Origin of the sequence: Eubacterium limosum (assembly GCF_000807675.2) — a bacterium.
In the GTDB taxonomy this organism is placed as follows: Bacteria; Bacillota; Clostridia; order Eubacteriales; family Eubacteriaceae; genus Eubacterium; species Eubacterium limosum.
In genome coordinates, this window is sequence record NZ_CP019962.1 from 3,497,995 (window position 1) to 3,522,969 (window position 24,975).

The 24,975-nt window shown below is 42.0% G+C and carries 21 protein-coding genes; 18 read left to right on the forward strand and 3 right to left on the reverse strand.

Annotated elements, in window-relative coordinates:
• Nucleotides 1–21: 21 nt before the first annotated feature.
• The 8 genes from B2M23_RS16360 to B2M23_RS16395 all read left to right on the forward strand — a co-directional run bounded on the left by B2M23_RS16360 (nucleotide 22) and on the right by B2M23_RS16395 (nucleotide 11,708).
• Nucleotides 22–4,047, forward strand: coding sequence for a SpaA isopeptide-forming pilin-related protein (locus tag B2M23_RS16360; protein WP_038352312.1), 4,026 nt, complete (start codon nucleotides 22–24; stop codon nucleotides 4,045–4,047).
• A gap of 627 nt (nucleotides 4,048–4,674) precedes the next feature.
• Nucleotides 4,675–6,633: an MSCRAMM family protein gene (locus tag B2M23_RS16365; RefSeq protein WP_038352313.1), complete on the forward strand. Its 1,959-nt coding sequence runs from the start codon at nucleotides 4,675–4,677 to the stop codon at nucleotides 6,631–6,633.
• 1 nt (nucleotide 6,634) lies between these two features.
• A complete protein-coding gene (locus B2M23_RS16370) occupies nucleotides 6,635–8,185 on the forward strand; it encodes a SpaH/EbpB family LPXTG-anchored major pilin (protein WP_038352314.1) in 1,551 nt (516 codons plus the stop codon).
• A 38-nt stretch (nucleotides 8,186–8,223) separates the two neighbouring features.
• Nucleotides 8,224–9,045, forward strand: coding sequence for a class C sortase (locus tag B2M23_RS16375; protein ID WP_038352315.1), 822 nt, complete (start codon nucleotides 8,224–8,226; stop codon nucleotides 9,043–9,045).
• Nucleotides 9,046–9,089: 44 nt separating this feature from the next.
• Nucleotides 9,090–9,929, forward strand: a complete 840-nt coding sequence (locus B2M23_RS16380; RefSeq protein WP_052237237.1) for an FtsH/Yme1/Tma family ATP-dependent metallopeptidase — start codon at nucleotides 9,090–9,092, stop codon at nucleotides 9,927–9,929.
• A gap of 542 nt (nucleotides 9,930–10,471) precedes the next feature.
• Nucleotides 10,472–10,897 (forward strand): hypothetical protein, encoded by a 426-nt coding sequence (locus B2M23_RS16385; RefSeq protein WP_038352316.1) that lies wholly within the window; start codon nucleotides 10,472–10,474, stop codon nucleotides 10,895–10,897.
• A 70-nt stretch (nucleotides 10,898–10,967) separates the two neighbouring features.
• The gene (locus B2M23_RS16390) at nucleotides 10,968–11,180 is read left to right on the forward strand and encodes a hypothetical protein (RefSeq protein WP_038352317.1); all 213 of its coding nucleotides are present in this window, start codon (nucleotides 10,968–10,970) and stop codon (nucleotides 11,178–11,180) included.
• Nucleotides 11,181–11,438: 258 nt separating this feature from the next.
• Nucleotides 11,439–11,708 carry a hypothetical protein gene (locus tag B2M23_RS16395; RefSeq protein ID WP_038352318.1) on the forward strand — a complete coding sequence of 90 codons (270 nt, stop codon included), beginning with the start codon at nucleotides 11,439–11,441 and terminating at the stop codon, nucleotides 11,706–11,708.
• Between the two features lie 62 nt (nucleotides 11,709–11,770).
• On the opposite strand, the gene B2M23_RS16400 is transcribed toward B2M23_RS16395, so the two are convergent.
• From B2M23_RS16400 to B2M23_RS21315, 3 genes are all read right to left on the reverse strand, one after another.
• Nucleotides 11,771–12,511, reverse strand: a complete 741-nt coding sequence (locus tag B2M23_RS16400; protein ID WP_038352319.1) for a gluzincin family metallopeptidase — start codon at nucleotides 12,509–12,511, stop codon at nucleotides 11,771–11,773.
• Nucleotides 12,508–12,855 (reverse strand): gluzincin family metallopeptidase, encoded by a 348-nt coding sequence (locus B2M23_RS16405; RefSeq protein WP_038352320.1) that lies wholly within the window; start codon nucleotides 12,853–12,855, stop codon nucleotides 12,508–12,510. The genes B2M23_RS16400 and B2M23_RS16405 overlap by 4 nt, the downstream gene beginning before the upstream one ends.
• Before the next feature lie 69 nt (nucleotides 12,856–12,924).
• On the reverse strand, nucleotides 12,925–13,068 hold the full coding sequence (locus tag B2M23_RS21315) for a hypothetical protein (RefSeq protein WP_167617931.1): 144 nt from the start codon (nucleotides 13,066–13,068) through the stop codon (nucleotides 12,925–12,927).
• 116 nt (nucleotides 13,069–13,184) lie between these two features.
• On the opposite strand from B2M23_RS21315, the gene B2M23_RS16410 reads away from it, so the two are divergent.
• The 10 genes from B2M23_RS16410 (at nucleotide 13,185) to B2M23_RS16455 (ending at nucleotide 24,973) form a co-directional block, all read left to right on the forward strand.
• Nucleotides 13,185–13,691 (forward strand): hypothetical protein, encoded by a 507-nt coding sequence (locus B2M23_RS16410; RefSeq protein WP_038352321.1) that lies wholly within the window; start codon nucleotides 13,185–13,187, stop codon nucleotides 13,689–13,691.
• Nucleotides 13,688–15,502 carry a protein kinase domain-containing protein gene (locus B2M23_RS16415; protein WP_038352322.1) on the forward strand — a complete coding sequence of 605 codons (1,815 nt, stop codon included), beginning with the start codon at nucleotides 13,688–13,690 and terminating at the stop codon, nucleotides 15,500–15,502. Before B2M23_RS16410 ends, B2M23_RS16415 begins: the two co-directional genes overlap by 4 nt.
• 120 nt (nucleotides 15,503–15,622) lie before the next feature.
• Nucleotides 15,623–15,883: a hypothetical protein gene (locus B2M23_RS16420; protein WP_038352323.1), complete on the forward strand. Its 261-nt coding sequence runs from the start codon at nucleotides 15,623–15,625 to the stop codon at nucleotides 15,881–15,883.
• The gene (locus B2M23_RS16425; RefSeq protein WP_038352324.1) at nucleotides 15,876–19,526 is read left to right on the forward strand and encodes an Ig-like domain-containing protein; all 3,651 of its coding nucleotides are present in this window, start codon (nucleotides 15,876–15,878) and stop codon (nucleotides 19,524–19,526) included. Before B2M23_RS16420 ends, B2M23_RS16425 begins: the two co-directional genes overlap by 8 nt.
• Nucleotides 19,510–20,166 carry an FHA domain-containing protein gene (locus tag B2M23_RS16430; protein ID WP_038352325.1) on the forward strand — a complete coding sequence of 219 codons (657 nt, stop codon included), beginning with the start codon at nucleotides 19,510–19,512 and terminating at the stop codon, nucleotides 20,164–20,166. Before B2M23_RS16425 ends, B2M23_RS16430 begins: the two co-directional genes overlap by 17 nt.
• A complete protein-coding gene (locus tag B2M23_RS16435) occupies nucleotides 20,120–20,875 on the forward strand; it encodes a PP2C family protein-serine/threonine phosphatase (RefSeq protein ID WP_013380206.1) in 756 nt (251 codons plus the stop codon). Before B2M23_RS16430 ends, B2M23_RS16435 begins: the two co-directional genes overlap by 47 nt.
• Nucleotides 20,876–20,953: 78 nt before the next feature.
• Nucleotides 20,954–21,760 (forward strand): Fic family protein, encoded by an 807-nt coding sequence (locus B2M23_RS16440; protein WP_013380207.1) that lies wholly within the window; start codon nucleotides 20,954–20,956, stop codon nucleotides 21,758–21,760.
• Nucleotides 21,761–21,811: 51 nt separating this feature from the next.
• The gene (locus B2M23_RS16445; RefSeq protein ID WP_038352327.1) at nucleotides 21,812–22,858 is read left to right on the forward strand and encodes a hypothetical protein; all 1,047 of its coding nucleotides are present in this window, start codon (nucleotides 21,812–21,814) and stop codon (nucleotides 22,856–22,858) included.
• A 92-nt stretch (nucleotides 22,859–22,950) separates the two neighbouring features.
• Entirely contained in the window at nucleotides 22,951–23,316 is a 366-nt protein-coding gene (locus B2M23_RS16450) for a MobC family plasmid mobilization relaxosome protein (RefSeq protein ID WP_038352328.1), read from the forward strand.
• A gap of 13 nt (nucleotides 23,317–23,329) precedes the next feature.
• Nucleotides 23,330–24,973, forward strand: a complete 1,644-nt coding sequence (locus B2M23_RS16455) for a relaxase/mobilization nuclease domain-containing protein (RefSeq protein WP_038352329.1) — start codon at nucleotides 23,330–23,332, stop codon at nucleotides 24,971–24,973.
• The last annotated feature ends 2 nt before the right edge of the window (nucleotides 24,974–24,975 follow it).

Below are 24,975 nucleotides of genomic sequence, written 5' to 3' on the forward strand. Positions count from 1 at the left end.
TTAAAGAGAGGAAGAAAAAGTATGTATAAAAACAAAGCTTTGAAAAAAACATTTTCGCTGCTTTTTGCGTTCTTATTCACCTTGCTGACGCTTCTGTCACCGCTGAGCTCAATGGTGGCAAAAGCCGAGGAAGGTGAGGATTTGCCACCGACGGGTGACCTGGCGCAGTACGCAGTGAACGAAGTCGGACAATCCGATCAGGGCTGGGTCATTTACTCGTCTGAAGATCCTAACTACAATCCCATGACGCGGGCATCCGGCAGCTCCGGCGTGTCTGTCTCGAAAGATTACGGGGGATATACGAGTTACACCCAGATTATCACCGTCGTGGACGATTCCGGTGTCGCGCATACCGCGTACTGTATTGAGCCCGATAAGAATACGCCCAATGGAACCATCTATAATCAGCAGATCACGGATAACGCTCAGCTGAGAACCGTGCTCTATTACGGCTATGACGGCCCGGGAGGGGCTGAATTCATGGCCCGTGAAGGCGGCGATGCGCAGAGCGCTTTCATGGATACCTGGTGGGCAGTAAGATTGGCCTGTGGAGAAACGTCATCAAACCCCGCGGTTTATAACGATCCCAATATCCGCTGGCTGCTTGACCACGCGCCAGTTGAAGTTGGGGGCATTACGGTAAGTGGCTCACCGGATACCCGGTGGAACGTTGGCGAAAAGATGCAGGAAACAGACTGGTACACTACCAGCGGCTCCGGTACCTTTACCCTTGAACTCGATGGTCTGGGTATTGTTGCCAAACTGAGTGACAGCCGCACCATCACTTCCACCACTTCAGGTATTCCAGTAGGAACGGCTTTCAAATTGTGTGCAGGCCCGGAAAAAGATGGAACCGTCACGGTACCGATCAAAGCCACCGGCGTGGCTTATGCAAGCCTGATGTTTATTCCGGCTTCTGAACCGGATACACAGAGTGTTGTGGCCGGTGCCAGTGTTCAGGGGCAGGGACAGGAAGCTTCCGCCAGTGCAAACTTTGTGAAGCGTGTGACTTACCCGGATGTACAAAAAACCGACAATCGCCATCTGGCACTTGATCTGAGCAAAACACAGCCTTCCGGGGACGCTAGTCTTGACGGAGCCGTTTTTGGCCTTTACAAAGATCCGGAATGCACCCAGCTGGTGACTCAGGCAACCGTAACGAATGGGATTGCTGACTTTGGCGCGGTTGTCCTAGGCGACTATTTTTACAAAGAAATCAGTGCCGGTAAGGGCTATAAAACCAATGAAACCGTCTATCCGGTCACCGTATGGGCAGAAGGCATGCAGGGCGTTACGGAGATCCCCAATGATGTTAAAACCAATCCTGTCAGCATTGTTAAATATGCGATCACCGATCCAGACAATGTGGATGACGTGTTAAATCCCCTGGCAAACGTTGATTTTACCCTGACCTTAAAGTCGGCCATCGACAAAGGCGAAAAGCTGACGGAAGGGGACAATTTGTTTAGCGGAAAAACCGATGAAAATGGCCGTATCCGCTGGGAAAATGTTCCTGTGGGGACTTATGTCCTTCACGAAGTTAAAACGCCAGAGGGCTTTATTCCCATTGATGATCTGATCGTTGTCGTTGACGGCAGCGGCGAAGAAATTGAGATCCCGCTCACCAACAAAATGATGTACGGCGATCTTATTATCGTGAAGAAAGATTCGGAAACACAGAAAGAGATCCCGGTATCCGGGGTCAAATTCAAGGTCATTGACCTGGCAACCATGCAGTTTGTCAAACAGTCCAGCGCAGCGACCCTGTTTATACCGACCGACACCTTTAAGACCAACGATGAAGGGAAACTGTCCCTTCCGAAAAAACTCAAAAGCGGCAGCTACGCCGTGGTGGAAGTTTCGTCTCCAGACGGATACTTAACCGCAGGACTGACCGCCAGCAACAACACGCAAAAATATATGGTTGACGGCAAGGAATACCAGGGTATCCCGGTCACCATCAGTCCGACAACCTGCGATAAAATCGAAATTAACGGCAAAACCGAATACAGCAGCACGGTCAGTGTCTACGATCAACCAGCCAAAGGACGGATTGAAGTCACCAAAACCGGCGACCAGCTGGACGGTACTAAAACCACTCCAAGCAAATATGGCAATGTCACAGAATTTATCTTCAATGAAAAAGCCTTAAAAGGCACGGTATTTGAAGTTTATGCGGACGAAGACATTACGACACCCGACGGCACCGTTCGCCTGCACAAAGGCGATCTGGCGGATACCCTGACCACCGGAGATAATGGAAAGGCCATTACCAAAGACCTTTACTTAGGCAAATATAAGGTGGTCGAAAAGTCTGCGCCGGAAGGTTTTGTCAATGATGGAACGGAGCAGAAAGTCACCCTGAAGTATAAAGGTGAAACCGTTCAGGCATCCGACAATGTCGAAAACACGACCTTCCATAATGACCGCCAGAACGTTGAGTTTCAACTGACAAAACTGGAACAGGAAATCGACAAGATTGAACAGGAAGGTGACGGCGTCACCATCCATTATAAGGATGTTCCGGCCAATGACATCGACTTTGGCCTTTACACCAAAGAAGCCATGAGTGACGGTAAAGGCGGCACCATCGCCGCGGACACACTGGTATCGGTGAAGACCGTGAAAAAAGGCCAGGCAAACACCGTTGAAAACCTGCCTGTCGGTAACTACTACCTGAAAGAACTCAGCACCAAGGATCATCTGGAAGATAACAATTTCCGTTATGAAGTCACTTATGCCATCCAGGGCAACGATCCGCTGGTGGTAGTTCAGGCCAATAAAGGTGAAGCTATCAAAAATTACTATGTAGAGCGTCCTTTTGAATTTACGAAAAAGGATATTTCGGATGGCATGTTGATTCCGGGCGTCACCGTCAATGTTTACGACGAAACCGGGGAGAACATCATCTTTACCGGAAAAACCAATGAAAACGGCGAAATTACCATCACACTGCCAGCAGGCAAATACTTCTATCAGGAAGTCGATGCTCCGGCGCCGTACTTATGCCCGGACGATTTATACCCGTTTGAAATCACCAAAGACAATAAAGTAACCCAGGCACTCATGACCGATGAGCTGGCCATGGGGAATATCCGGTTACACAAAACCGCTGAAGACCGGAATAATTACACCATTGAGGCATCCGGAAAGGTTAACTACAAAGAAAAAGACCTTGAAGGGGCCGAATACGCAGTGAAAGCAGCGGAAGACATCGTCATACCGGAGGGTGTCGTCAAAGCCTTTAAAGGCGATACTGTCGCCCGTATGGTCACGGACAAAAAAGGGGAAGCCACGGTTACAGAAGCTTTCTTCATGACCAAAGAGGGTGCGGCTGCCCGGATGACGGAAGATCCGGAAAAACCAGATGTGAAGTCTGAAGGGACAGAGACACCGGGCACTGACAAACCAGACACCGAAGCAAAAGCGGTTGAGCCGATGGATCTCACCAAAGTCGATGAAACATCGACCGTTCCGGTAAAATCCGAAACGGCTTTATTCCTTGGCAGCGGCACGGCCAAGTATGATGTGGTCGAAACCAAAGCCCCGGACGGTTATCGTTTGGATGAAACCATCCATACCGTGGAGCTGAGCTTCAAAGACAATAAAACCCCACTGGTGGAAGTTGAGCTTGAATGCTTCAACGAAGCCAAAGGCGGAGACATTGTTCTTTACAAAGAAGATACCGAAGCTAAAACAGCCCTTCCGAACGCAGAGATCAGCGTGATGGATGCGGATCAAAAGGTGATCTTCAAGGGAAAATCCGATGAGCAGGGCAACCTGAAAATCGGCAAGCTGCCAGATGGCCAGTATTTCTATCATGAAACCAAAGCACCGGACGGCTATGTTCTTGATCCAACCATCTATGAATTGAAAGTCGTGGATCATGAAAATGCAACCGCCACGCTGGGCAATGTGAAAGAAGATATTCCGGATACCGGGATTGATTCAAACAATAGCCCACTTTACATTGGTCTGATTGGTGGCGCTGCCTTGGTTTGTGCAATCACTTTAGGTGTTCATAACCGCCGAAAAGCAAAGAGATAATCTGAGCGAATGTAATTATTACACACATTGGAGTGCCTGGTGCTTCCGGGCACTCTTTTCAATTATGGGAATGCAAGTAACTATCATATATAGTCATATGTGGTCAATGCTATAGAACGGAGGATAGCCTGCGGAAGGAAAACTGGCATTGTATGATGCGGCGGAGAAATTTGCCGCTAACGTTACTAATCGAAACAAAGATAACGAGAGAGTCCTTGATAACAGGGCGGTGAAGATTCAGTCTTTTGATACAGATTATACGCTTGGTTTGTATCGTATCTGGGGCAGTACCAGACACCGCCATTCATTTCCTTTATTTCTTTGAAATAGCCGGGGCGGCTACGCCGCTTCGGCAATCCTTTCAAAGAAGCACCATTTAGTGGAGGTGATGCCGATTTTTAAATTAAATAACGATAACCGCAGATTGATCAGGCTTCAAACAGCCATAACAGACAGCTCAGGGAGCTGTTTTTTTATTGATCAAAAAGAAAAGTGAAAGGGGAGAAGATCCATGTGCTACGTGAGAGCACCAACATGCACCGCACCAACCGAAACGGTGGGCTTAAGAATGAGCAATAAAGGAGCAATTTATTCTTTAAGCCCAAAGAAAAAATAAGGAGGTCTAAATTGAAAAAACATTTGCGGAAAATAGGGGTCACAACCCTGTGTCTGTTCTTAATGTTTTCCTTCCTGAGTGGTTTTCTCCTGTCCATTCATACGGCCTGGGCTGCATCGGAGCGTCAGGCGGCACCGGCAACAGAAACGACGGTACCACAGACGGATTCAAAGGATGCGCAGGGCGCATCTCCCAAAGATGATCAGGGCAACTATATTGTCGGAAATTCCGGAGAAGGGGTTGTCACACTCTCGGCCAATCCAGAATATTTAAAGACGGTTCCCCTTGGGGATCACAAAAAGTCTATGATCAGTACTTATGCTGCAGGCTGGGATGATGGGGTGATCTACAGTTCAGACTTTGCAAGCCCAGACGGCACCGACATTATTACCACCACGACACCGATCATCCGGATCAGTGATAACGGCGTTGATGGTATCGCGTATTGCGCCGATCCAACGTTGAATATTCCGTCTGAAACAACCGGGCCGAATATTCCAATCACCTATATCCGGGACAGCGCCAACGTACAGAGCTACCGAATTCGAAATGTCATGTATCATGGCTACCATGATGGGCAGAGCGGAGAATACTATGTCCAGACCTGGGCTGCCATTCGTGTGCTTGCCGGAATATCCAGTTACAGCAGTTATTACATGACCGATCCTGTCGTCGCTGATCTGGTCAACACCAAGAGCTATCAAGACCCACCCAACTGGAATGCGAGCTGGAGCATTGTCGCGGAGCGAGAGGAAGCGACCTGGAACAGAGCAACCCAGCGACAGGAAACCGGGTGGTTTCAGACAGTATGTTCGAATATTTCAGAGCATGGCCAATACACTGTGAATCTGCCGCAAGGTGTCCACGCGATTGCCCGGAACACTTCCGGACAGACCTATGGAGACTATACGGGCAGCTTTAGCATTTATGACGACGATGATTTTATGCTTTATGCTGATGGCAGCTATAGCGGCGACGTGAGCGCAACCATTACCCCAACCACCGCCAAGCGTTTCAGTACCGATGCCAGTATTCCCGATGCCTGTGTGATCTATTATCCAGATGTTCCCAATACACAGCGCCTTTTTGTGTCCCTTGCCGTGGGATCAGGGAACATGTCCGCAAGCTATAAGGCAACTTTTAAAGGGAAGAACGTCTATAGTCAATTCACGAAAACCGATGAAGAAACCCTTGACGGCTTGCAGAACGCCCATCTTCAGATCTATAACAAAGACACGGATGAACTGGTTGCAGAGGCGGATACGGACGAGCTGGGACGGTTTCATGTGGAGCTTTTCCCGGGAGATTATTACATTAAAGAGACAAAAGCGCCACACGATCACGTTTTATCGACCGACCCCATTTACTTTATCGTAACAGGGACAGAGGACGCCATGACCATGGACGTCCCCAATGCGGCCAAAAAGGTGGAGTTTTCCTTTGAAAAAGTGGATGAAAACGGGCAGGCAATGCCGGGAGTTGAATTCGAGTTATACGCCTGCAAATATGACAAAGCATATTCAGACCAAACAGGAATAAAACCAGGGGAATCCGATAAACACAGTCACAGCGAATTGGCAGGAGCAGACGATTCATGTTGGACGACTGTGATTAAGAAATTGACATCCGATACAAACGGAAATGTCAATTTTGGTGAGCTTCGGAGTGGTGAATATAACCTGGTTGAAGTGAAAACAAAGGCCGGGTATCAGCTGCCAAAGGGACAGTGGCGGGTAACGATTGACGCTGAAGCAAACACCATTGACATTAAAGCAAAAGGAAAACCACTGGCCCCGGCAGTCAAGAAAACAGCTACAGGCTTGCAGCTTGTCAATTATCCGAATCCTCAAATGCCCTATGCGGGGACAAATGATTCGAACCGCTTGCTTTTCAGCTTGTTAGGCGCATTGTTATTAGGCATGGCTTTTGTAGCTGGTTACAAAAAATTTGAGGAAAGAGGTAAAAAGTAGAATGAAATTTAAAAAATTAATATCAAAGAAAGGATTTAAAAAAGCAGTGACCGCGGCGCTGACCCTGACCATGCTGTTTTCATCTGTGGCCAGTGTCTTTGCGGCAGGCGAAGGGATTCCAGATCCTGCTATCGACCGCAGCATCACCATCCACAAATACCGGATGGACGATATTACAGAGGCAAAGGTAAGGTGTGACGGAACCGTTCAGACGGTGCCGAGTACCGCTGTTGCTTTGCAGGACGTACAATTTAAAATCACGAAAATGCAGGACAGCGACGTTACCAAACAGGATACGTCATGGACACCGGTTACGCTGACGACCAATGCCCAGGGAACGGCAACCATTACCGGCAACAGTAAGCTCCCAATGGGGATCTATCTGGTGCAGGAAATCGACAACCCCGCTGTGGACATCAAAGCAGCCGATTGTCTGGTCAGTTTACCGCTGACGAATCCGGCAGGTGACGGATGGATCTATGATGTGCATATCTATCCCAAAAACCAACTGAAGCCAGGCCCGGAAATTGATAAATTCATCACCGAATTAGACAACAAACATGATACCTGCGATATCAGCCAGGAAAATAAGTGGATCATCGAAACAACTATGCCGGATGACATGGCCACCTGCGATGTCTACCAGATTACCGATGTGTTGGATACAAGACTTGATTTTGTATCGGGCAGTACGGAACTGTATCGTGTCGATATTCACGGAAACCGTGTAAAGATGAGCACCGGCGGCTACACTGTCAATGAGCCAACAACTGCAAATGGCAGAAAATTAACCGTCACGCTGAATGACACGGGCAAAAAGGAAGCCGCGCAGTCCCTGCAAGACATTAAAAAACCAAGTGTTTACAGTTTAGGTCAGGATAACAATGTGGGTACCATCAACATTGAATTCCGAACGGTCTTAAACAAAACCGCTGAGGGTTCCATGGGACAGGCGATTTACAATGGCGCTTCCCTGGATTACACCAACAACCTGCATGTCAAATATGATCAGGTATCCGTACCCGACGACAAAAAACCGGAGACACATACAACCGGTATTAACCTGGTGAAGGTAGACAGCACCAACCGAAATATCGCATTGCCGGGTGCGAAGTTCAAAATCTATCGCAGTGAAAGTGATGCGAATAAAGGGATTAATGCCATCGTTGACCCGACCGATCACGCCAAAGATTGGGAAGTGACAACTGACGCCCAGGGTAAAGCACATTTTTACGGAATTGAGTACGGCGTCATGGGCGACAAGCATAACAGTTTAGACGCGGTCACCTGGTACTGGCTCGTGGAAACACAGGCCCCTCAGAACGTCAATGGTGTGGATTATCAGCTTTCGAAAAAACCGTTCAAAGTGAGAGCCGATTCTGTTTCACACTTAACTGCCAACAGCGTAACCATCACCAATGTACCCAAATATGACCTGCCATTTACAGGCGCAAATGGCGGTACGACGTTCATCATTGGAGCTGGGATCTGCTTGATTGCTGCGGGTGCATTGATTGTAATAAGAATTAAAAAGTCGAAAAAGGCTGAATAATCGAATAATAGCGCATCATAAAAGAAAGGAGACAGCAGATGAAGCGGATTCTATCGAATATGGCCATCACTTTAATGTTCATCATCGGAGCTTGCTTTTTGGCGTACCCGATCATTGCGAATCTGCTGTCAAATCGGCAGCATGGGGAAGTGATTCAGGATTATCAAATCACGGTGGAGCAGATGAACGCTTCTGTCATGGCCGAAGAAAAAGAAAAAGCCCTGGCTTACAACCAGGGCTTAAATGGTTTGGTCGCACATGACCCGTTTATCGAAGGCAGTGGCTATGTCCTTCCCGAAAACTATCTGGACTGCTTAAACGTGGATGGGATCATGGGAACGCTTGTCATTGACAAAATTAAGATCAATCTGCCGATTTATCATGGCACCCGTGACGAGGTGCTGCAAAAAGGTGTTGGACACATCAAAGAAACCGCACTGCCCATCGGCGGGGAAGGCAGCCACGCTGTCCTCACAAGCCATAGTGGGCTTAACGAGGCAAAGCTTTTTACCGAATTGGATCAGCTCACCGAGGGAGATACTTTTGAGATCCATGTGCTGGATGAAATTCTGACCTATCAGGTGGATCAGATCAAAGTGGTCGAACCCAATCAAACGGACGAATTAAAGGCTGTACCAGGCAAGGATTATGTGACCCTGCTGACCTGTACACCCATTGGTGTCAACAGCCACCGGCTTTTGGTCAGAGGGGAACGGATTTTTTTAGAGCCGCAGGCAGAAGAAATCAAAGAAACGGTTAACCGCAGCTATGTTCTCTTAGCGGCAGCGACGGTTATCCTGGTTCCGATTGTTCTTTTAATTCTGTATTGGATAATTCAAAAGAAAGTTAAAAAGAAGTAGAGTATTTGAACAATGAAATTTGAAAGACAGAGACTACGAACCATATGAAAAAACTAACAGTGCTTGGAGCTTTTATTGACTTAATACAAAGTTTTGTTGCTGCTTGCGGCATTACATTGTTAATCAATTTCTTTGGTTTAGCCACAGAACTTTTGAATGTTACAGAGGAACTTTCAAAAAATGTGATTATAGATGAAGTAAGAGCGATCTTCTTTCTTTTAATTACAATCACAACACTAAAATATGTATATTTTTTAGGTATTGATAGACTTCTTGGAGAAAAGCAATCTGATGGTGACAATATGACACCAACCGGGATTGGCGCAATTGCATCAGAAATGGAGGAAGTTCCTTGTGAAGCGGATGATAAAATTGCGGATTATAACATCAATATTTCGGTTATTCATGAAGCTGGACACGCCGTAATGGGTTACTTAAAAAAATTGGAGTATTATTCCGTATATGTCGCTCATACATCTGCTAAAATTGTTTATGTTTATAAAAATCAGGATTTGGAAGGTGTAAAAAACCGAATTTTGATAACATATGCAGGCGCCGTTGCTGAAGAGTTAGTATTAGGCGAGTTTCATTATGGCTGCATTGGCACAATCAGTGATCAAGAGAGCGATTTTTCAAAAGCAACTGAATTAATTAAAGCATACATCGTCATGAATGACTGTACAAAAAGCAAATCGCTTATAGATTTAGAATTATCCGATGAAATTATAAAATTGTCAAACGAATTTTATCAAGAAACAAAGGAAATACTATCGTCCAACAAAGATGCATTGGACACAATCATAGAAGCCTTAAATAAACAAAGACAATTGACGCAAGAGGAAATAGAAAGGTTGTTAGATAAAGAAAAAGGTGGTATAATATAAAAAGAAACAGGGACACCGGGCACGGTAGCCCCAATACTTTATCAACGAATAACCGTCAAAGTTTTCTTAGGGCTCGACGGTTATTTGTTTTTTCTGATGCATTCAAGGATAAAAGCGATTAACGCCAGAATCAGAATTAACTGGTTACTGTCCATAAGCATCACCCCATTTCTGGGGCACAATTTACCGCACTGGTGCCACAGGTATCCCTGCACTATGATTATAGCATAACACGCCGTCTGAACGCAATCAGGCGGTTTTTTATTGATCAAAAGTGATCATCAAAGTAATATGGGAACGCAAAAGCCTACAACTTGAATGATAGTGCCGGTTTAATTCCGGCAGTTCCCTCAATCTTTTCCTTTTTAATGGAAGTGGTAACCTCCTGCCACTTCCAGACATGGCAATGAGCGTATAGATGGGCTTATTCCAGTTCAATTCTGGACATTGCCACACTTTTTCATTTCTTTTCCTTAAGTACCGGAAGACAAAGTCTTCCGGTACAGTATTAACTAAATAAATAATATTGAAAGGAGAGCTTTATGTTTCTAAGAATTGATTTAAATAATAGGCAAAAATTTTATGTCGAAACGTTGGAAAATTCAATTAAGTCCTGGAAAGAAAAGGTTGAGAGTGGCGGCGAGCTTCTTCCAGATCGAACTTTTGGGATATTTCTTGGAGAACTGAATTGTTTTTTTCTATATGAATTAGTTGATGGTGACGAATATAGAGCCCTTTTAAAAGATCTATATTACATATATGCGGGTAATTCTGAAAGTGATCCCGCTTTCGGACAAACCTTAAAAATGACGAAAAGATTTCGCCAGCATTTAAAAGCGAATGATGCCTTTTATGATTTTCTATATGTAAAAAATATAGGTGAAATAAGAGCGATGAATATACTGGGGAAGCTCAGTCCTCAACAAAAGGAAAAATATTTCGAAGTGGAAAGATCGTATGAAGATTAGGGTTTTATACCAATTTTTAATTATTGTATAGTATACTATAACTAAAATGATATATCGGAGAAATGAAAATTTGAATATAAAAATGAAAATAGATAGCAGTCTTAGCTTCAAAATACCAGAATATTTATACGATGATATTGTCAGGCTTCAAAAGGGAATAGACGATAATGTTAACTACCTTGATTGTCTCTATGATGAAGTACAAGGATCAATTAATTTAGCTTACTATGACCATTGTATTAGTTGGGAACAAGCGGAAGAACTGAGAAAAAAATATTTGTAAAGAAGGAAGAATAGTATGTATTTAATTGATTAAAACCATACTGAGATTGCGATATAACTTGATTCTCCATTCAGGTTTTATTAAACTCGCAGAAAAGCAGCAGGCAAAAAATCCATTATTTTTTAAGGATGGACTTGCATACGATGAGGAAAATGAGCGATAATTAGTCTTTAACAAGATAGCGAAAAATTAAGAAAGCCAGGCTTAACAAAAAGTCTGGCTTTTTTGTTTTTATTTAAGAGTTTTGAGGGGAGAGCCATGTATGTATTGAAAACAGAGAATGAGAGTACTTTGTATTTTAGTCAGGCACAATGGGAACAAACACACCCTGATTACATTGCGTTAGCGGAAGGGACACTTCAGGGCGTTGTGATTCTCCGTTTGGTGGACAGGTGTTCGCCTTGTAATAAAAAGCTGTTTTTATCTGACGAGGAGAGTAAAGCCAGAGAAGGATTTTACATTATCGTACAGCGCGTCAAAGATTTTAAGGATTACCGAAACTTTTTAAAAGGTTTGAATACATCATAATCCACCTTGAATTCGATAATAAAAGCCCCGCGCAGAATACAGGGGCTTGAGAATGCATTGGATCACTTTGGTATATTTTCTAAATATTGCGGCTCAATATATTCTTTTAAAATCTCGTTGTCAGCGCCGAAGTAATCCGCTAAAAGATTGACTAAATCTTGTGTTGAGATCTCTTTATAAGCGTATTGCTCAAGGATCTGGCGCATGAAATCAGTCATGGTGCTTTTGCCATATGCTTCCTCCAGACGATTGTACATTGATGCGCCACAGAAGTACATGGCCAGTGTGTAATCCGGATCGCTGGCAAATGCGCTGTAAGGCTGTGTGATGTAACCGGAATAACCGACGAGCCCAGGATTTGCAAGGTAGGTTGCCAGGCTTTCGTCCAGCCAGGCGCTGGTATAGGAGTTGCTGCCAACCAAGGAGTAAAACCACTGATGCATGATTTCATGAACTGAGGAGGGAACGCCCTCATCGGCCATTGTGATTAAAACCACCTGCGGGTATTCCATTCCCAGCATTTCCATCTGGGTTTCGACCACATTGAATCGCGAATAGGGGTATGTTCCGAGGCGATAATTGCAGTCCTTAAGTGTGTCCATGGCAACATTGAGTGCTTCCTGCCCCTTTTCTTCGCGGCCGGAGTGATAGTAGCTGTTGACTGTGATACCGTCGACAACATCAGTTGCGACATGATAGTCATTGCCGATCACAAAGATTACATCACGCACAGCATTGGCTGTAAAATGATAGTCTGCCATGACAGTATCGTCAGCGATGATGGCATCACCGGTTCCGATCACACGGTAGCAGCTCCCTCACCCACACTTTGATAACCAAAACGGGCATTGAGAACAGGGACAAAAGCTTTATAGTGAAAGGAAATCGAAGCAGTATATCCAGGAGGCAATGGTTCATCCAGCTTGAAGCTGAACACCGTTGGATCAGCTTCTCTTGATAACTCAAGAGCGCTCCCGGTTAATACATTTGAAGCGGACGAAATCTCACTGATCCGCCCGTTTTCAATATCCCTGAACTGGCTGGGATAATCCTGAAAATAAATGGACTGCCAGGGATCTTCTGAATCGTTGTAGACATCGACGGTAATATCTGCCGAATAGCTTTTTTCTTCCGTGTCTAATGTCATGTTGACGATATAGTTGTTTCGGATTTCAACCGGCTCAGAAGTGTCATTCCATTGCGCGGTGTAAGTACGCTATTCATGGTTGATCTCATTTAAAACGGGTTTTGTTGGCTGAGATCGGTTGATGATTCGATACAGTGCGATACCGCCAAGAGAGAAGATCAGGACAATTAAAATGACACAGGCGATAAAACGTTTTTTGTTGACAATGTGCATATTATTTCACCCACCTTGTTTTTAAATACTTATAGAAATAGTATATCAAAACAAGATAGAGTTATCAAATAATTTGAAAATACTGAAACATCTTGAAATTTGAAAGGAGAGTGTAAATGTTACTGAATCAAAAAGCAGATGGAGTTAACCTGTTGAATGAGCTGGATCATCTCAAAAGTGGTCAGGCTCCATACACCGATGTGATTAGATGTTACATTGGTGTATTTTTATTTTTTACAGAGTCGGTGCATTTTGGAGATATTAACGGAATCAATGCCTATTTTACCGAAATGCTCAACCTGGCAGAAAGACACTGCCCAGAATTGAACACCATGATTCGGGAAAGAAAGGCTGCTATTAGTCTTAAAGACGGTTTTTTCAGAGAAGCATATGATCAGTATTGCGAGCTCAGCAATGAAGAGCAATTCAAAAGCGATACCGCTTATGCGATTCGTATAAAAGCAAACCGAGCTTTAGCTTTATATGGACTAAAAAGAAAAACCTATGCGATTGTCATTCACCGGTGGGAAGACTCAGTTGAAAATGCGCAATCCCTTGAAGATCGAAAGCAGATTGAAGAAAATATACTGCTTCTGAAAAGTTCTGAGCGTGAAAAGTTATGAAAAAATTAATTGGAACAACCCTGGATGATCACTACAAATTCATATCGCTTATCGGTGAAGGTGCGACCAGCACTGTTTATCTGGCCACCGACCTGCAGATGGGAGCAATGTGGGCAATCAAAGTATTAAATAAAAAGGATAATATTCAAGGGTATCAGCGTCAAAAGGAAGAGGCCATCATGCTCTCAAAGCTTTCAAATCCAATGTTCCCGCGTGTTTTACCGACCATTTACGATCAACCTGAAGCATTGTATATCGTCATGGATTACATTCATGGAGTACAGCTCAGTGAATTTTTAGAAAACAATGTAATATCGGTTATGCAGGCGATCAATTGGCTGAAACAGATTTGCCAGGGGATGGAATATCTCCATGAGCAGGGCTATGTATACTGTGATCTTAAGCCGGACAATGTTGTTATCAACAATCAATTTTTAAAGATGATTGATTTTGGCGCCTGTAAGAAAATAGGAGATACCACAAACCGTAGAGCTGGAACCGCAGAGTTTTCACCGCCGGAGTATGCAGACCGTTCAATACCAGTGGGCACGTATACAGATGTATACTCAATTGGCAAGCTTGGCCAATACATTTGCAGTTTCCTTGACGAAAAAGAAAAACCTTCTGAACTAGTATCTTTATTGAACCTTTGTTGTGAAGCTAATTATGAGCAGCGGATCAAAAGTGCGGAAGACGTTTATGCAGCTTTGCAGCGTATTGAACAAAAAAGTGATCCGATTTCAGGGTATAAAGCACGTTTGGCCATTTTTCTGAGCAGTGTCATTTTGTGTATCGCCTTCTTTACACTCGGAATGTTTGGCTATTACAGCAATGTTCAGGCTTATCGCAATGAGTTCAATTCTTTTTTTAATCAAGCTGTAAAGTATGAGCAGGCCGGAGAGAACAGCAATGCAATTGAAGCCTATTTAAATGCTTCGATTAAAGACCCAGGGCAGAGTGATGTATATGAAAAGATATATCAGCTCATGCTGCCGCAGAAAACGGACGAGAATTTCCGGGAGAAGAATAAAGCGCTCCTTGATGTCTTCAGAGAAAGAACTGCAATAAAGAATTTGGATGAGTCTCTCCGAATTCGTTTAGCGGAACTTTGTATCGAACAAGAAAGTCCTGTTTACCAGGACTACGCAAAAGACCTTTTAAAAAACATGAAAGGTGAAAAAGTAGAAATCCTTCGGAATATTGTGAGTGGAGAGGGTGACACAGGACAAATTGTTGAGCAGATTAAAAATTTGATTGAGACATCTGATGATACAAATGAAAAAATGGATGCATTATTTCTTTTACTCAATGTCTATTCAAAATTAAACACTTGGACAGAGACAGATCTGAATTTTATTGAGAATACTTTCAAAGCAATGGATCAGGAAGCCCTTAATAACCATGAGAAACTGATACCTTCATATAAGTTGATCGCATTAGGGCTTTCAAATAACTTAGAAGATATGAACCTACGAAAGGATGCTGTCTCGTGGTGGAATAAGTTAGACCATCTTCATGCGGAATATACAAAAGAAGAAAATATTACAAAAGGTAAGCTCTATTATGCGGAAGGTGATTATCCAAAAGCAGCAGAAAGCTTTAAGGCGGCCATTGGAAAAGACGACAGTGATCTCTTAAGTTATCTTTATACCATTGATGCCCTGCTAAAATCAGGAAATAATAGCGAGGCAAGCAATCTGTGGCAAAGAGCAAAAACGTTAAAGGAAAAGCAGAACGAAAAATTATCCGCAAATCTTTTATACCAATATAACGCCTTACAGCTTCAGCTGGAAATGTTTGGTATTCAATAAATATTACCTAAACAACGCGCTTATAAAAAATATATTAAAGTAAAGGAGTCAAACTTGGAATAGGAACTAGTAATTTAGTGGACAAATTTTTAACATGAATTAAGTAAAGGAGGAACAAAAATGGACATTTCAAATGTATTTTTTGTTTTAAGCATTATTTTTTTAATTGCGTCGATCATTTTGTACAATGTGCTCTCTATAAGAGCAATCAGACGCTCTTTTAAAAATAAAGCACAAAAAAAAGAATATAAAAAGCAAGTGAAAAAATATGAAAGCAGCACCGACCCGTTAAAGAAAGATGTTTTACATCCGACGGTGCTTTTAGATGAAGATGAAGAACAACAAAAAATTTTTAGAATCGTTGGAGGAGAAGATGACTAAGGAAAAAAGAACCTCGGATTTATGCAAAATTCTGCTGTTTACTTTTGCATTATTGATGTTATGTTTGCAGATGCCTGTTGCAGCTGCTACACCGGAACAGGAAAACCCCGTTGCTGAAGCCGTTACAGAAATTGTGTTTCAATCGACGAACGCGAATCCAATGATATGTAAACAAGGAGAAAAGATAAATCTATCCTATAAAATCGCACCAGAAACGCTCGTAAAGGCTGTTAAAATCGGAGGACAGGAAGTGATACCTGTTGAGAATCCTGAAGCTACAGGAGCGTTTTTAGCTGAATACAATATTGATGAAACCACAAAAGTTGAAAAAATAAATTACGAGATCCAATGCGTTGTTACGCAAGATGGTCAAGAAAAAGAGTTCATTTATTCAAACGAGGAAAAGGACAGTATCCAATATTATAAACCCATTGAAATTACAGAAATAAAATACGTTTCAGACAATCAGGAAACACAGTCGGCTATTAATGGAAGCGTTCTTACATTTTCATTTTTGTCAAATCAGGAGCTGGTAGATCTTTCGATGATAAAAATAGGGGATACGTCGATAGAACTTAAGCATGAAGTGGTTGAAGGAAAAAATCATTACAGCGCTCAGTATACTGTGCCGCAAGATAAGTACGAGGATGGCGTGCTGATTCCCCTGGATTTATCATCGCTCCAGTTTGTACAAGATATTGCCGGTAATATTGCAATGGTATCGACAGACGCAAAAATCGTTTATCATGCGCCATTATCAATACAGGATGTACATTTCACTTCAAATCAGCCTGAAAAGGGCATTGCCGTAAATGGCAGCGAGCTGACGTTTTCCTTTTCATCAAATCGAAAACTTGTCAATCTTGGACAAATTCGGATCGGAAAAAATACACTGGAAATGAATGAAACGGAGCATGAGGGAAACATATCCTATGACTGCCATTTAATCGTGAGGGAAAATATGTTCTCAGATCTCACCGATATTCCCCTTGATCTTTCACAGATCAATGCCGTTTCAGACCAATATGGCAATACAGCAACTATAGAGACAGATGATAAAATTGTTTACTATGCACCACTCGAAATTAGTCATGTCACGTTTGAATCTGATCACAACAATCCCTCAGTGGCCATCAATGGCAGTACACTGAGGTTTTCTTTTTATTCCAATCATGAGTTAATGAATCTCGGCAAAATTGTGATCGGAAACAGCGAACTTGCCTTAGAAATGGAAAAAGAAGGCGATCATTTCCGGTATTTTGCAAATCATAAAGTCAGTGAAGACTATCAGGATGCAAGCCCAATCACTTTAGACGATTCGAAAATTGAGAGCGTGAAAGATGCAGCTGGTCAGGAGGCAGGAGTTCATACAGAGGAAGTTATCACGTATTATAAGGCACTTTCAATGAATAACATCGTCAAGTTGAATTTCTCTTGTACCGGCAACAAAGTTGGAAACACCTACTATGTGAAAAACAATGACCAGATTACAGTGTCCTTAGAGTGTAACCGGCCATTGACCAATACGGATCTTCGTATCGCTGATCAGAGAATCGAAATGAAGTCGGAGGACGGCTTTTCCTGGACAGGTACATACACGGTTGAAAATCTTCAGGATCGTTCTGTGATCAATACTGCGTTAACTTTACAGGATATATACGATACGCCGCCATATAATGTTTCCGGTGATCATTTCACGACGTGCGTTTTCTATTCGGCCCTTCAGATTAATCAATTGAGCTATCAATCCAGCAATGAAAATGGGATGGAGCTGGCTAAAAATGGTGATGTTCTCACCGTTGCATTTTCAACAAACCATGAATCAAATATTAAAAACTGTCAGATAGGGGGGCAAAGTGTTGAAGTTGAATCTGGAAACCGGATCGACTATACAGCAAGAATTGAAGTAACCGGTAATTTAGCAGCCGATCAGGAAAGTATCCCGTTTTCCATTACTGCTGGTGATGACGCGAATAATGAGGATGTGACCAAAACGCAGCATGACACAACACAGATTATTTACTATGCACCGATACAATTATCGGATTTGAAGTTTATGTCAAGCAATGAGCGCGATGGGAGTAAATATGCAAAAGATGGCGATACTCTTACAGCCAGTGTTGCGGCCAATCACCGGATTACTTGTATTGGTCAGATCGCCGGAAGTAACGTGACGGCCGCCGCGGACGATAAAACCTATACCGCCACCCAGAACGTCCGGGGACTGATTGATCAGCAAGCAATTGGTTTTTCTTTAGTGGCTTCAGACCTTGCAGGAAATACGCCAGTAACTGTGTCAGAAGCAGACGCCGGGGTTCAAATCATCTATTATGCGCCCATCACGGCAGAGGCTGCAATCACTTCTAACAATGCAAAAAACAGTAAATATGCCAAAGCAGGAGATACGATCAGCGGCGTTATTACCGCAAATCACGAAGTAACCGCAACGGATGCTCAGCTGCACGGTTTTAGAGCAAACACTGGCGGAAAGGGTGAAACACTTCAGGCTTCATTACAGCTTGAAGGGGGCAGCCAGGGAAATATCGGTGCATTCTTTAGGATTGAAGACGCTGCTGGAAATACGCGGACAATCGAAAAACAGTCCGATATTATTTACGACGATATTGCTCCAACAATCAAAATTGATCCAATTGTTAATGGTTTTATGAATCAAAAAATCAGCATTAATGCGGTGTATGAGGATTCTAATCTGGATGGCAGCACAGCAGCATTTAAAGTTAATGATCAAGATCGACTTCAGCAAAAAAACAGCGGCCAAAATGCGCTAACATCCTCTGTTGAACTCAGTGAGGATGGGACATATAGTATATCCGCTCAAATTGAAGACATGGCGGGTAACCGCAGCGAAAGCACCGGTGGAACCGTTGTAATTGACCGGACAAAACCGGAAATTGTAACCATGAATATTGATTTAGATAAGCAGCCCGCTTATAAAAGCGGAGTAAAGCTGTCGGATTATTTCCTGGTCAAAGATGATCATCTGGATACAATCAACTGTTTATTAACTCATAAAACCGGATTAATGAAGACCATCGCCTGGAATCTCGATGATCACATTGATACAGAAGGAGAAAAAGGGATGGAGCTGAGTGCCTTGGATAAAGCCAAAAACCAGTCCAATCAGCTGGAGTATGGCTTTTTTGTCGATGGCACTGCACCAAAGCCCTTAGTGACTGAAAAAAATACAAACACACCGATTCCTGAAAACAAGAAGACCGAATTGTCTAAAGATGCACGAATCAATATTGAACTGGATAAAATCTGGATCGGCAATGAGAAGCCAGATTATTTCACGAAAATGGAAATAAAGAATATGGATTCAGGTGAAGTGGTAAACCTTCTTGAAAATCAAGATCAGATTAGTAAAACACTCTATCAGCTGCATGAAGATGGCGACTACCAGCTTACCGTTGCGGCCAATGATGAAGTCGGGAATGAACTTGGTGAGGTAACCTATAAAATGGCTGTGAACTCAGAAAAAATTTCTGTAACCGCGCCAGAAAGTATGGTAAATCCTTTAATCTACGTTGGAATTGCAGCTGTTGCAGCACTCTGTACGCTTCTGATCTTCTTTTTGATGAACAAAAGAAAAGGAAAAAAAGCCGATGAAAATAACCATTGAGGATAAATCTTTCAATGTGCTATGTCCGCCGATTTTTGTGCCGGATATTTTCAAAGACAAAGATCATAAAAGTGCTTCAGAAGAACATTCATCCAAACGAGCCCCGGTTGATTTACCAGGGGCTCCAGATTTAGGGAGTTTCAAAGAAGAAGAGGAAGCAATGCTCAGTGAAGTGTATTTGTCGGAATCCGAAAAAAAGCCAGACATAAAGGAAAAAACGGAAAAGCGTTCGATTTTTCATTTTTTCAGGCGAAAGAAAAAACGCCCCAAAAAAGAATTGACAGAAGAAATTGAATTTAAGCCCTCGGATTTTAAAACCACAATACTTGACGACGATATTCCTTATTTGATATTAAAGAGCCGTCAAAGTGACGTGAGTGATCTGGTTATCTTTACGGATTATTATCCCATTGGAAGAAGGATACCGGATCTACAGGCTTTTTCTTATATTTCAAAATGCCATGGGCTGATCTATTCCACAGATCGTGACCATGCTTATTTTGGTGATTGTTCGCAAAATACCAATCGGATTAACGGACAGCCTTTGAACCACATGAAATACTATGAGTTGAAGGAAGGAGACAACCTTCGACTTGGACAGCTTGAATTTATTGTTGAAAGGGAAAAATATGAGTTTTAATATATCGATTGAAAAATTAGATGATAAAGGAAAAAGAGATCGGTATGAGGATGCTTTTACCTACTGGAGTGAAAAAGATATTAAGGGGAATACTTTTTATTGTTTTGCTGTTGCCGACGGTGTAGGCGGGCTCGATAAAGGAGAAGCGGCCAGCAGTATTGCCATTGATGAAATAAACCATTGGGCTGCAAATACCTGTCGGCATCTTTTAACAGATAAGGCAGTGAACCTCGAATTAGAATTGACGGAGTTGCTAAAACAGATCAACAAACATATTTTTTGTTATGGAAAAAAGAGAAATATAAAACTTGGGACAACACTGACCATGATTGTTATTATTAATGAAGAGGGACGTATCTTACAGGTAGGCGATAGCATTGCCTACTTAATTGAAAAGCGTCAGGCCTATCGTATATCCGATAAGCATACCCAACAAAAGAATCATCGAAGCTACCTTACCAGCTGTATCGGGACGAATGAAGCAGTCACGCTTTTCCAGAATCAGGAAATTAAACTGGCGGCACCTTCTGTCTTGTTTATTGGATCGGACGGCTTTTTTAACTGTTTGGATATTCAAAGTCATATCAACCTGATTGAAAAGGGCAAAAATAAAAAAGTGCTGCCAACGTTATTAAAAAGTGTTCGTGATGCAGGAGAAACCGATAATGTAACCGGTATTCTGGTAAGAATCAAAAACGAATTAAGTTAAAAGTATGGGTATACTATGTTATAATAACGATAAATTTATCTGAATAATAAAAGCAATGTTTTCAGAAAGGACTATCAAATGAAAAAATTGCTGCGAACGGTCGATGTACTTAAAAATGAGCTTAGTAGTTTAAAACCACTGAATGAAACAGAAATAAAAAGGCTTCGCGATGAGTTCGCGATCGAGATCACTTACAACTCAAATGCGATTGAAGGAAATAGCTTGACTTTGAGAGAGACAGCATTAATCCTTCAGGAGGGAATCACCATTAGCCAGAAGCCGCTCCGTGAACATTTGGACATCATTGGTTTTAAAGATGCGTTTGATTTTATCATGGATTGTGCTGAAAGAGAAAGGGAGCTAACCGAGGGGCTAATAAAGGAAATCCATGCCCTTGTTTTGATGAACGATGCAAGGAATCGAGGCGTTTTTAGAAGGGTACCAGTTCATATAATTAGTTCAACACACAAGCCGTCACAACCATATTTAATTGAACCCTATATGGAGAAACTGATACTCAACTATTCAGAGTGGCTAAAGAAGTTACCGACAATTGAAGCCATTGCACGCTTCCATCTTGAGTTTGAGTCCATTCATCCCTTTATCGACGGTAACGGGCGAACAGGCCGATTAATCCTAAATCTGGAACTTGTAAAGCATGGCTACCTTCCGGTAGATATTAAGGTTACCGATGCAGCACGGTATTATATGTGCTTTGATGATTATCGCGTTAATGACTTGAACCCGGAAATGATGACGGAACTCATCGCTGAATACGAGATGTCGCAACTGGAAAAGCATATAGCGATTGTAAAAGCAGCTCAGGAATATGAAAATGAATATGAGGGGGAATACCCTAAATATGACATTGAAGAAGAACGTTAGATTTATATTAATATTTTTGTCTGTAATTGTATTAGCTTATGAGCGCCTGTTATGGCGCTTTTTTTATTAGCTAAAAGTGAAAGGATAAAAATGGATAATACGAATGTTTTTGATTTTGAAAAAAGGTGGGTCAAAGATTTAGGATTACCCGAGGAAGTGGCACATAGGATTGCTAATATTGCCGACTTGTTTGAGATGATCAGCGATCAACGACTGATTCCTTTTAAACAGCATCCAGGCTGGTTTGAGGGTTTACAGAGTATTCACAGACTAAATTTTGATGATGATCAGATTTACTTGGAAGCGCTTTATGATAATAACGGGATGCCACCAATGACTTACGATGATGAAGACAACTGGATAATCCCTGATCCCGATAAGGGTCAAGGGAGATGGGAAAAATATGGACAATTTTATTGCTCAACGGATGCAGATGGCGAAATATATGTAAACTATTTTAATTTTCTTGATGTTTCCGATTTGGTTAAGTTGGAGCAAAAAGAAAAAGCCGTTTTAAACTGCGCGAAGATGAGTCAAGTCAGAAACTTAAAGTTAAAAGATATACAAAACGCATTGTATCAATACCTTCGTCGGCAAGACCCAGAGCAGACTTTTGATTATTTAAATCAGTCTGATAATGCTTTATGTGAAGAATTAGTCAAAATAGATGAACGACTTGATATGAACAGTCTTTCTGGAGATTTTTTATGGGATACAGTATTACAATTTTTTAAAGATGAAAAACTAGGAGATAGCTTTCCAGAATATGATGCAATAGGCTATTTTGAGGGGAATAACGCATTGCAAAGTTTAGAATGGCATGAAAAAGCGCATTTTGGAAAAGTCGTTCGATATGAAGAGTATGGTTATGTGGATCTTCCTGTTTTAGAAATTGATAAAAGTAATCCGGAATACCAGGCTTACAGAAATGAAATGTATCAATTGGTGACTCAAAACGCCTGCAAAGATGATGATCTGAGTGTGTACTTAATCAATCATTTATCAGGAGATAAACTTGATCAGGTGACTGATTTTATTAAAGAATTCAAAAGAAATGGCGTTGATCCGAATAACGATTTATTTAGCAAAGCAGGTTGAAGATCTCAGGAAGATAAGGATTATTTAAAAGTCAATGATATGCCGGTGATAGACGATGAACGTTAATATAAAAGCGAATAAAGGAGGTTAAGATGAACATTTCCGATGATCCTAAAAGCGTGAAGGTAAGCATTCGTTTTACCGATCAGGAAATAGAGTATTTGGAAAAGAAAGCCCTTGATAGTAATTGCATTTGGAATAAAAAGCCCTGCGTATCCAAATTTATTCGATTGTGTGTGCTGAATGAGGGAAAGGTTTATATTTTCAAGGAATTCAAACCAATTTTAATGCAGATCCGAAAAATTGGAACCAATTTGAACCAAATCGCGAAGTTGGCCAATATGCACAAAATTGAAGAAGTTTATTTGCAGGAGTGCCAGAAAGAACTGGCCGAAATCGTCAAAATGCTGGAAAGAATATCAAAGCAACTGCCCAATAATCGTGCTAAGACAAAATGATGAGAGGTGAATTTTGGCGCTAATAAGAATGATTTCACGAAAAACAAAAGACAAACCCAGCCGATTTTTTGAAGCGGTAAAATACTGTGTCAAAAATGCAAAAGTTAGCTTGGAAAATGGGGATCAGCTTAAGCATTCATGGAATTGCAGCGATGACCCGGCGGAAGCTTACCAGCTTATGCGCACTACTCAGCGACTTTATGATCAGCAAAATGCCGACTTCTTGTACGTTCATTTTATCCAGAGTTTTCCAAATGATCAGGGCATTTCACCAGATTTGGCACATGAAATAGGCGTTGAGCTTATCAACAGCTTGCCGGAAATATTTAATGGTTTTGAGATCATTATGGGAACGCATATGGACACAGGCACCTGGCATAATGACTTTGTTTTGAATCGAACAAATTTTTTAACCGGTAAGCGTTGGCATCAAAGTAAGGAAGATCTTAGAAGATTAAAAGAAAAATCCATACAGCTCTGTGAGGAAAAGGGCATTACCCTCAGTTGGGTAAAAGATAAAGGAAAAGCAACGATTTCGACGAAAACACGTGGTGAGTTTGAAAACCAAAAAAATAATACTTCCTGGAAAACGGAAATGTATAAGACCGTGATCTATGCGCTTGATCAATCCTCAGATAAATGGAGCTTTATGCTTAAAATGCAGGAGTTCGGCTATCGGACGAATTGGTGGGATGATCGTGATTATGTGACATTTATCAACCCGCACAATTTCCGATGTAGAAGCACAACCCTCAATCCTGAATGGTGCAAAACTGAACTTGAAAATTTGCTTAAAGAAGATAAGGAAGCATCAAAAATGGAAGGGCAAAAAAGTGATTTTGGTGATAAAAAAGCCCTTTCTAAAGACACACAAACGGCTAAAGGAGTTGTCAATTATGCCATTCAGCACGCAACAAGTCGTGAAGATTTTATTCTTTTCCTCAAAAATAAAGGATATGATGTGACTTGGATCAATGAGCGTAAAAATATCACCATCAAAAAAGGGAATAAGACCTTTCGTTTAGCCACCTTAATGCGCCCAGAGGAATGGGACAAAGAAAAATTGATGGCGCAGTTTGAAAAAAATCGTTTATTAGGTGATAATCTGAAAGTCGAAAATAGTCATATTAATCCGGATCGTGATCAACAGGAGGATCTCTTTGATTTCAATGATATAGATAAACAGCTAAAAGCAAGCTTTAATCAATCGATGCGTTATTCACTGAATGAATCTGAATTGTTTAACCATATGCAAAACTTGGGTTACCGTATGGTTAAAACAACCGATTCTTATGAAATCAAAGTGAACGATCATTTGACTGTGCCAATTGAGCGTCTGAATCGGTATGGTGATGGCGATTTTTGGACTATATCGAAGATGAAAGATACTTTTGATCGAAATACCTACTACGAGAAAAAGGCTCCTGTAAAGTCAGAATATGAGAGAAAAAAATATGTAAGGACAGTGGGGGTCTGCCGAAATGTACGCAGTCAAATCGCACATCAAATTGAAGCGTATCACGCATCTGCAGGCGGCATGCAATACGAACAATTGGAAGGTCAGGCGCTGAAAGAATTAGCCATTCGTTTGGCATCGTCCGAAAAGATGGATTGGGAATCAAAAGGTTATGATTATGGAAAAGACAGTGAGAGGTGATG

Excerpts from the sequence above, each read along its gene's own strand:
- B2M23_RS16430 (WP_038352325.1), top strand. The coding sequence starts at position 19,510 with ATGAAAATAACCATTGAGGATAAATCTTTCAATGTGCTATGTCCGCCG.
- B2M23_RS16410 (WP_038352321.1), top strand. The coding sequence starts at position 13,185 with ATGTTACTGAATCAAAAAGCAGATGGAGTTAACCTGTTGAATGAGCTG.
- B2M23_RS16380 (WP_052237237.1), top strand. The coding sequence starts at position 9,090 with ATGAAAAAACTAACAGTGCTTGGAGCTTTTATTGACTTAATACAAAGT.
- B2M23_RS16450 (WP_038352328.1), top strand. The coding sequence starts at position 22,951 with ATGAACATTTCCGATGATCCTAAAAGCGTGAAGGTAAGCATTCGTTTT.
- B2M23_RS21315 (WP_167617931.1), bottom strand. The coding sequence starts at position 13,068 with ATGCACATTGTCAACAAAAAACGTTTTATCGCCTGTGTCATTTTAATT.
- B2M23_RS16440 (WP_013380207.1), top strand. The coding sequence starts at position 20,954 with ATGAAAAAATTGCTGCGAACGGTCGATGTACTTAAAAATGAGCTTAGT.
- B2M23_RS16375 (WP_038352315.1), top strand. The coding sequence starts at position 8,224 with ATGAAGCGGATTCTATCGAATATGGCCATCACTTTAATGTTCATCATC.
- B2M23_RS16360 (WP_038352312.1), top strand. The coding sequence starts at position 22 with ATGTATAAAAACAAAGCTTTGAAAAAAACATTTTCGCTGCTTTTTGCG.
- B2M23_RS16395 (WP_038352318.1), top strand. The coding sequence starts at position 11,439 with ATGTATGTATTGAAAACAGAGAATGAGAGTACTTTGTATTTTAGTCAG.
- B2M23_RS16385 (WP_038352316.1), top strand. The coding sequence starts at position 10,472 with ATGTTTCTAAGAATTGATTTAAATAATAGGCAAAAATTTTATGTCGAA.
- B2M23_RS16445 (WP_038352327.1), top strand. The coding sequence starts at position 21,812 with ATGGCGCTTTTTTTATTAGCTAAAAGTGAAAGGATAAAAATGGATAAT.
- B2M23_RS16425 (WP_038352324.1), top strand. The coding sequence starts at position 15,876 with ATGACTAAGGAAAAAAGAACCTCGGATTTATGCAAAATTCTGCTGTTT.
- B2M23_RS16420 (WP_038352323.1), top strand. The coding sequence starts at position 15,623 with ATGGACATTTCAAATGTATTTTTTGTTTTAAGCATTATTTTTTTAATT.
- B2M23_RS16370 (WP_038352314.1), top strand. The coding sequence starts at position 6,635 with ATGAAATTTAAAAAATTAATATCAAAGAAAGGATTTAAAAAAGCAGTG.
- B2M23_RS16405 (WP_038352320.1), bottom strand. The coding sequence starts at position 12,855 with ATGACATTAGACACGGAAGAAAAAAGCTATTCGGCAGATATTACCGTC.
- B2M23_RS16415 (WP_038352322.1), top strand. The coding sequence starts at position 13,688 with ATGAAAAAATTAATTGGAACAACCCTGGATGATCACTACAAATTCATA.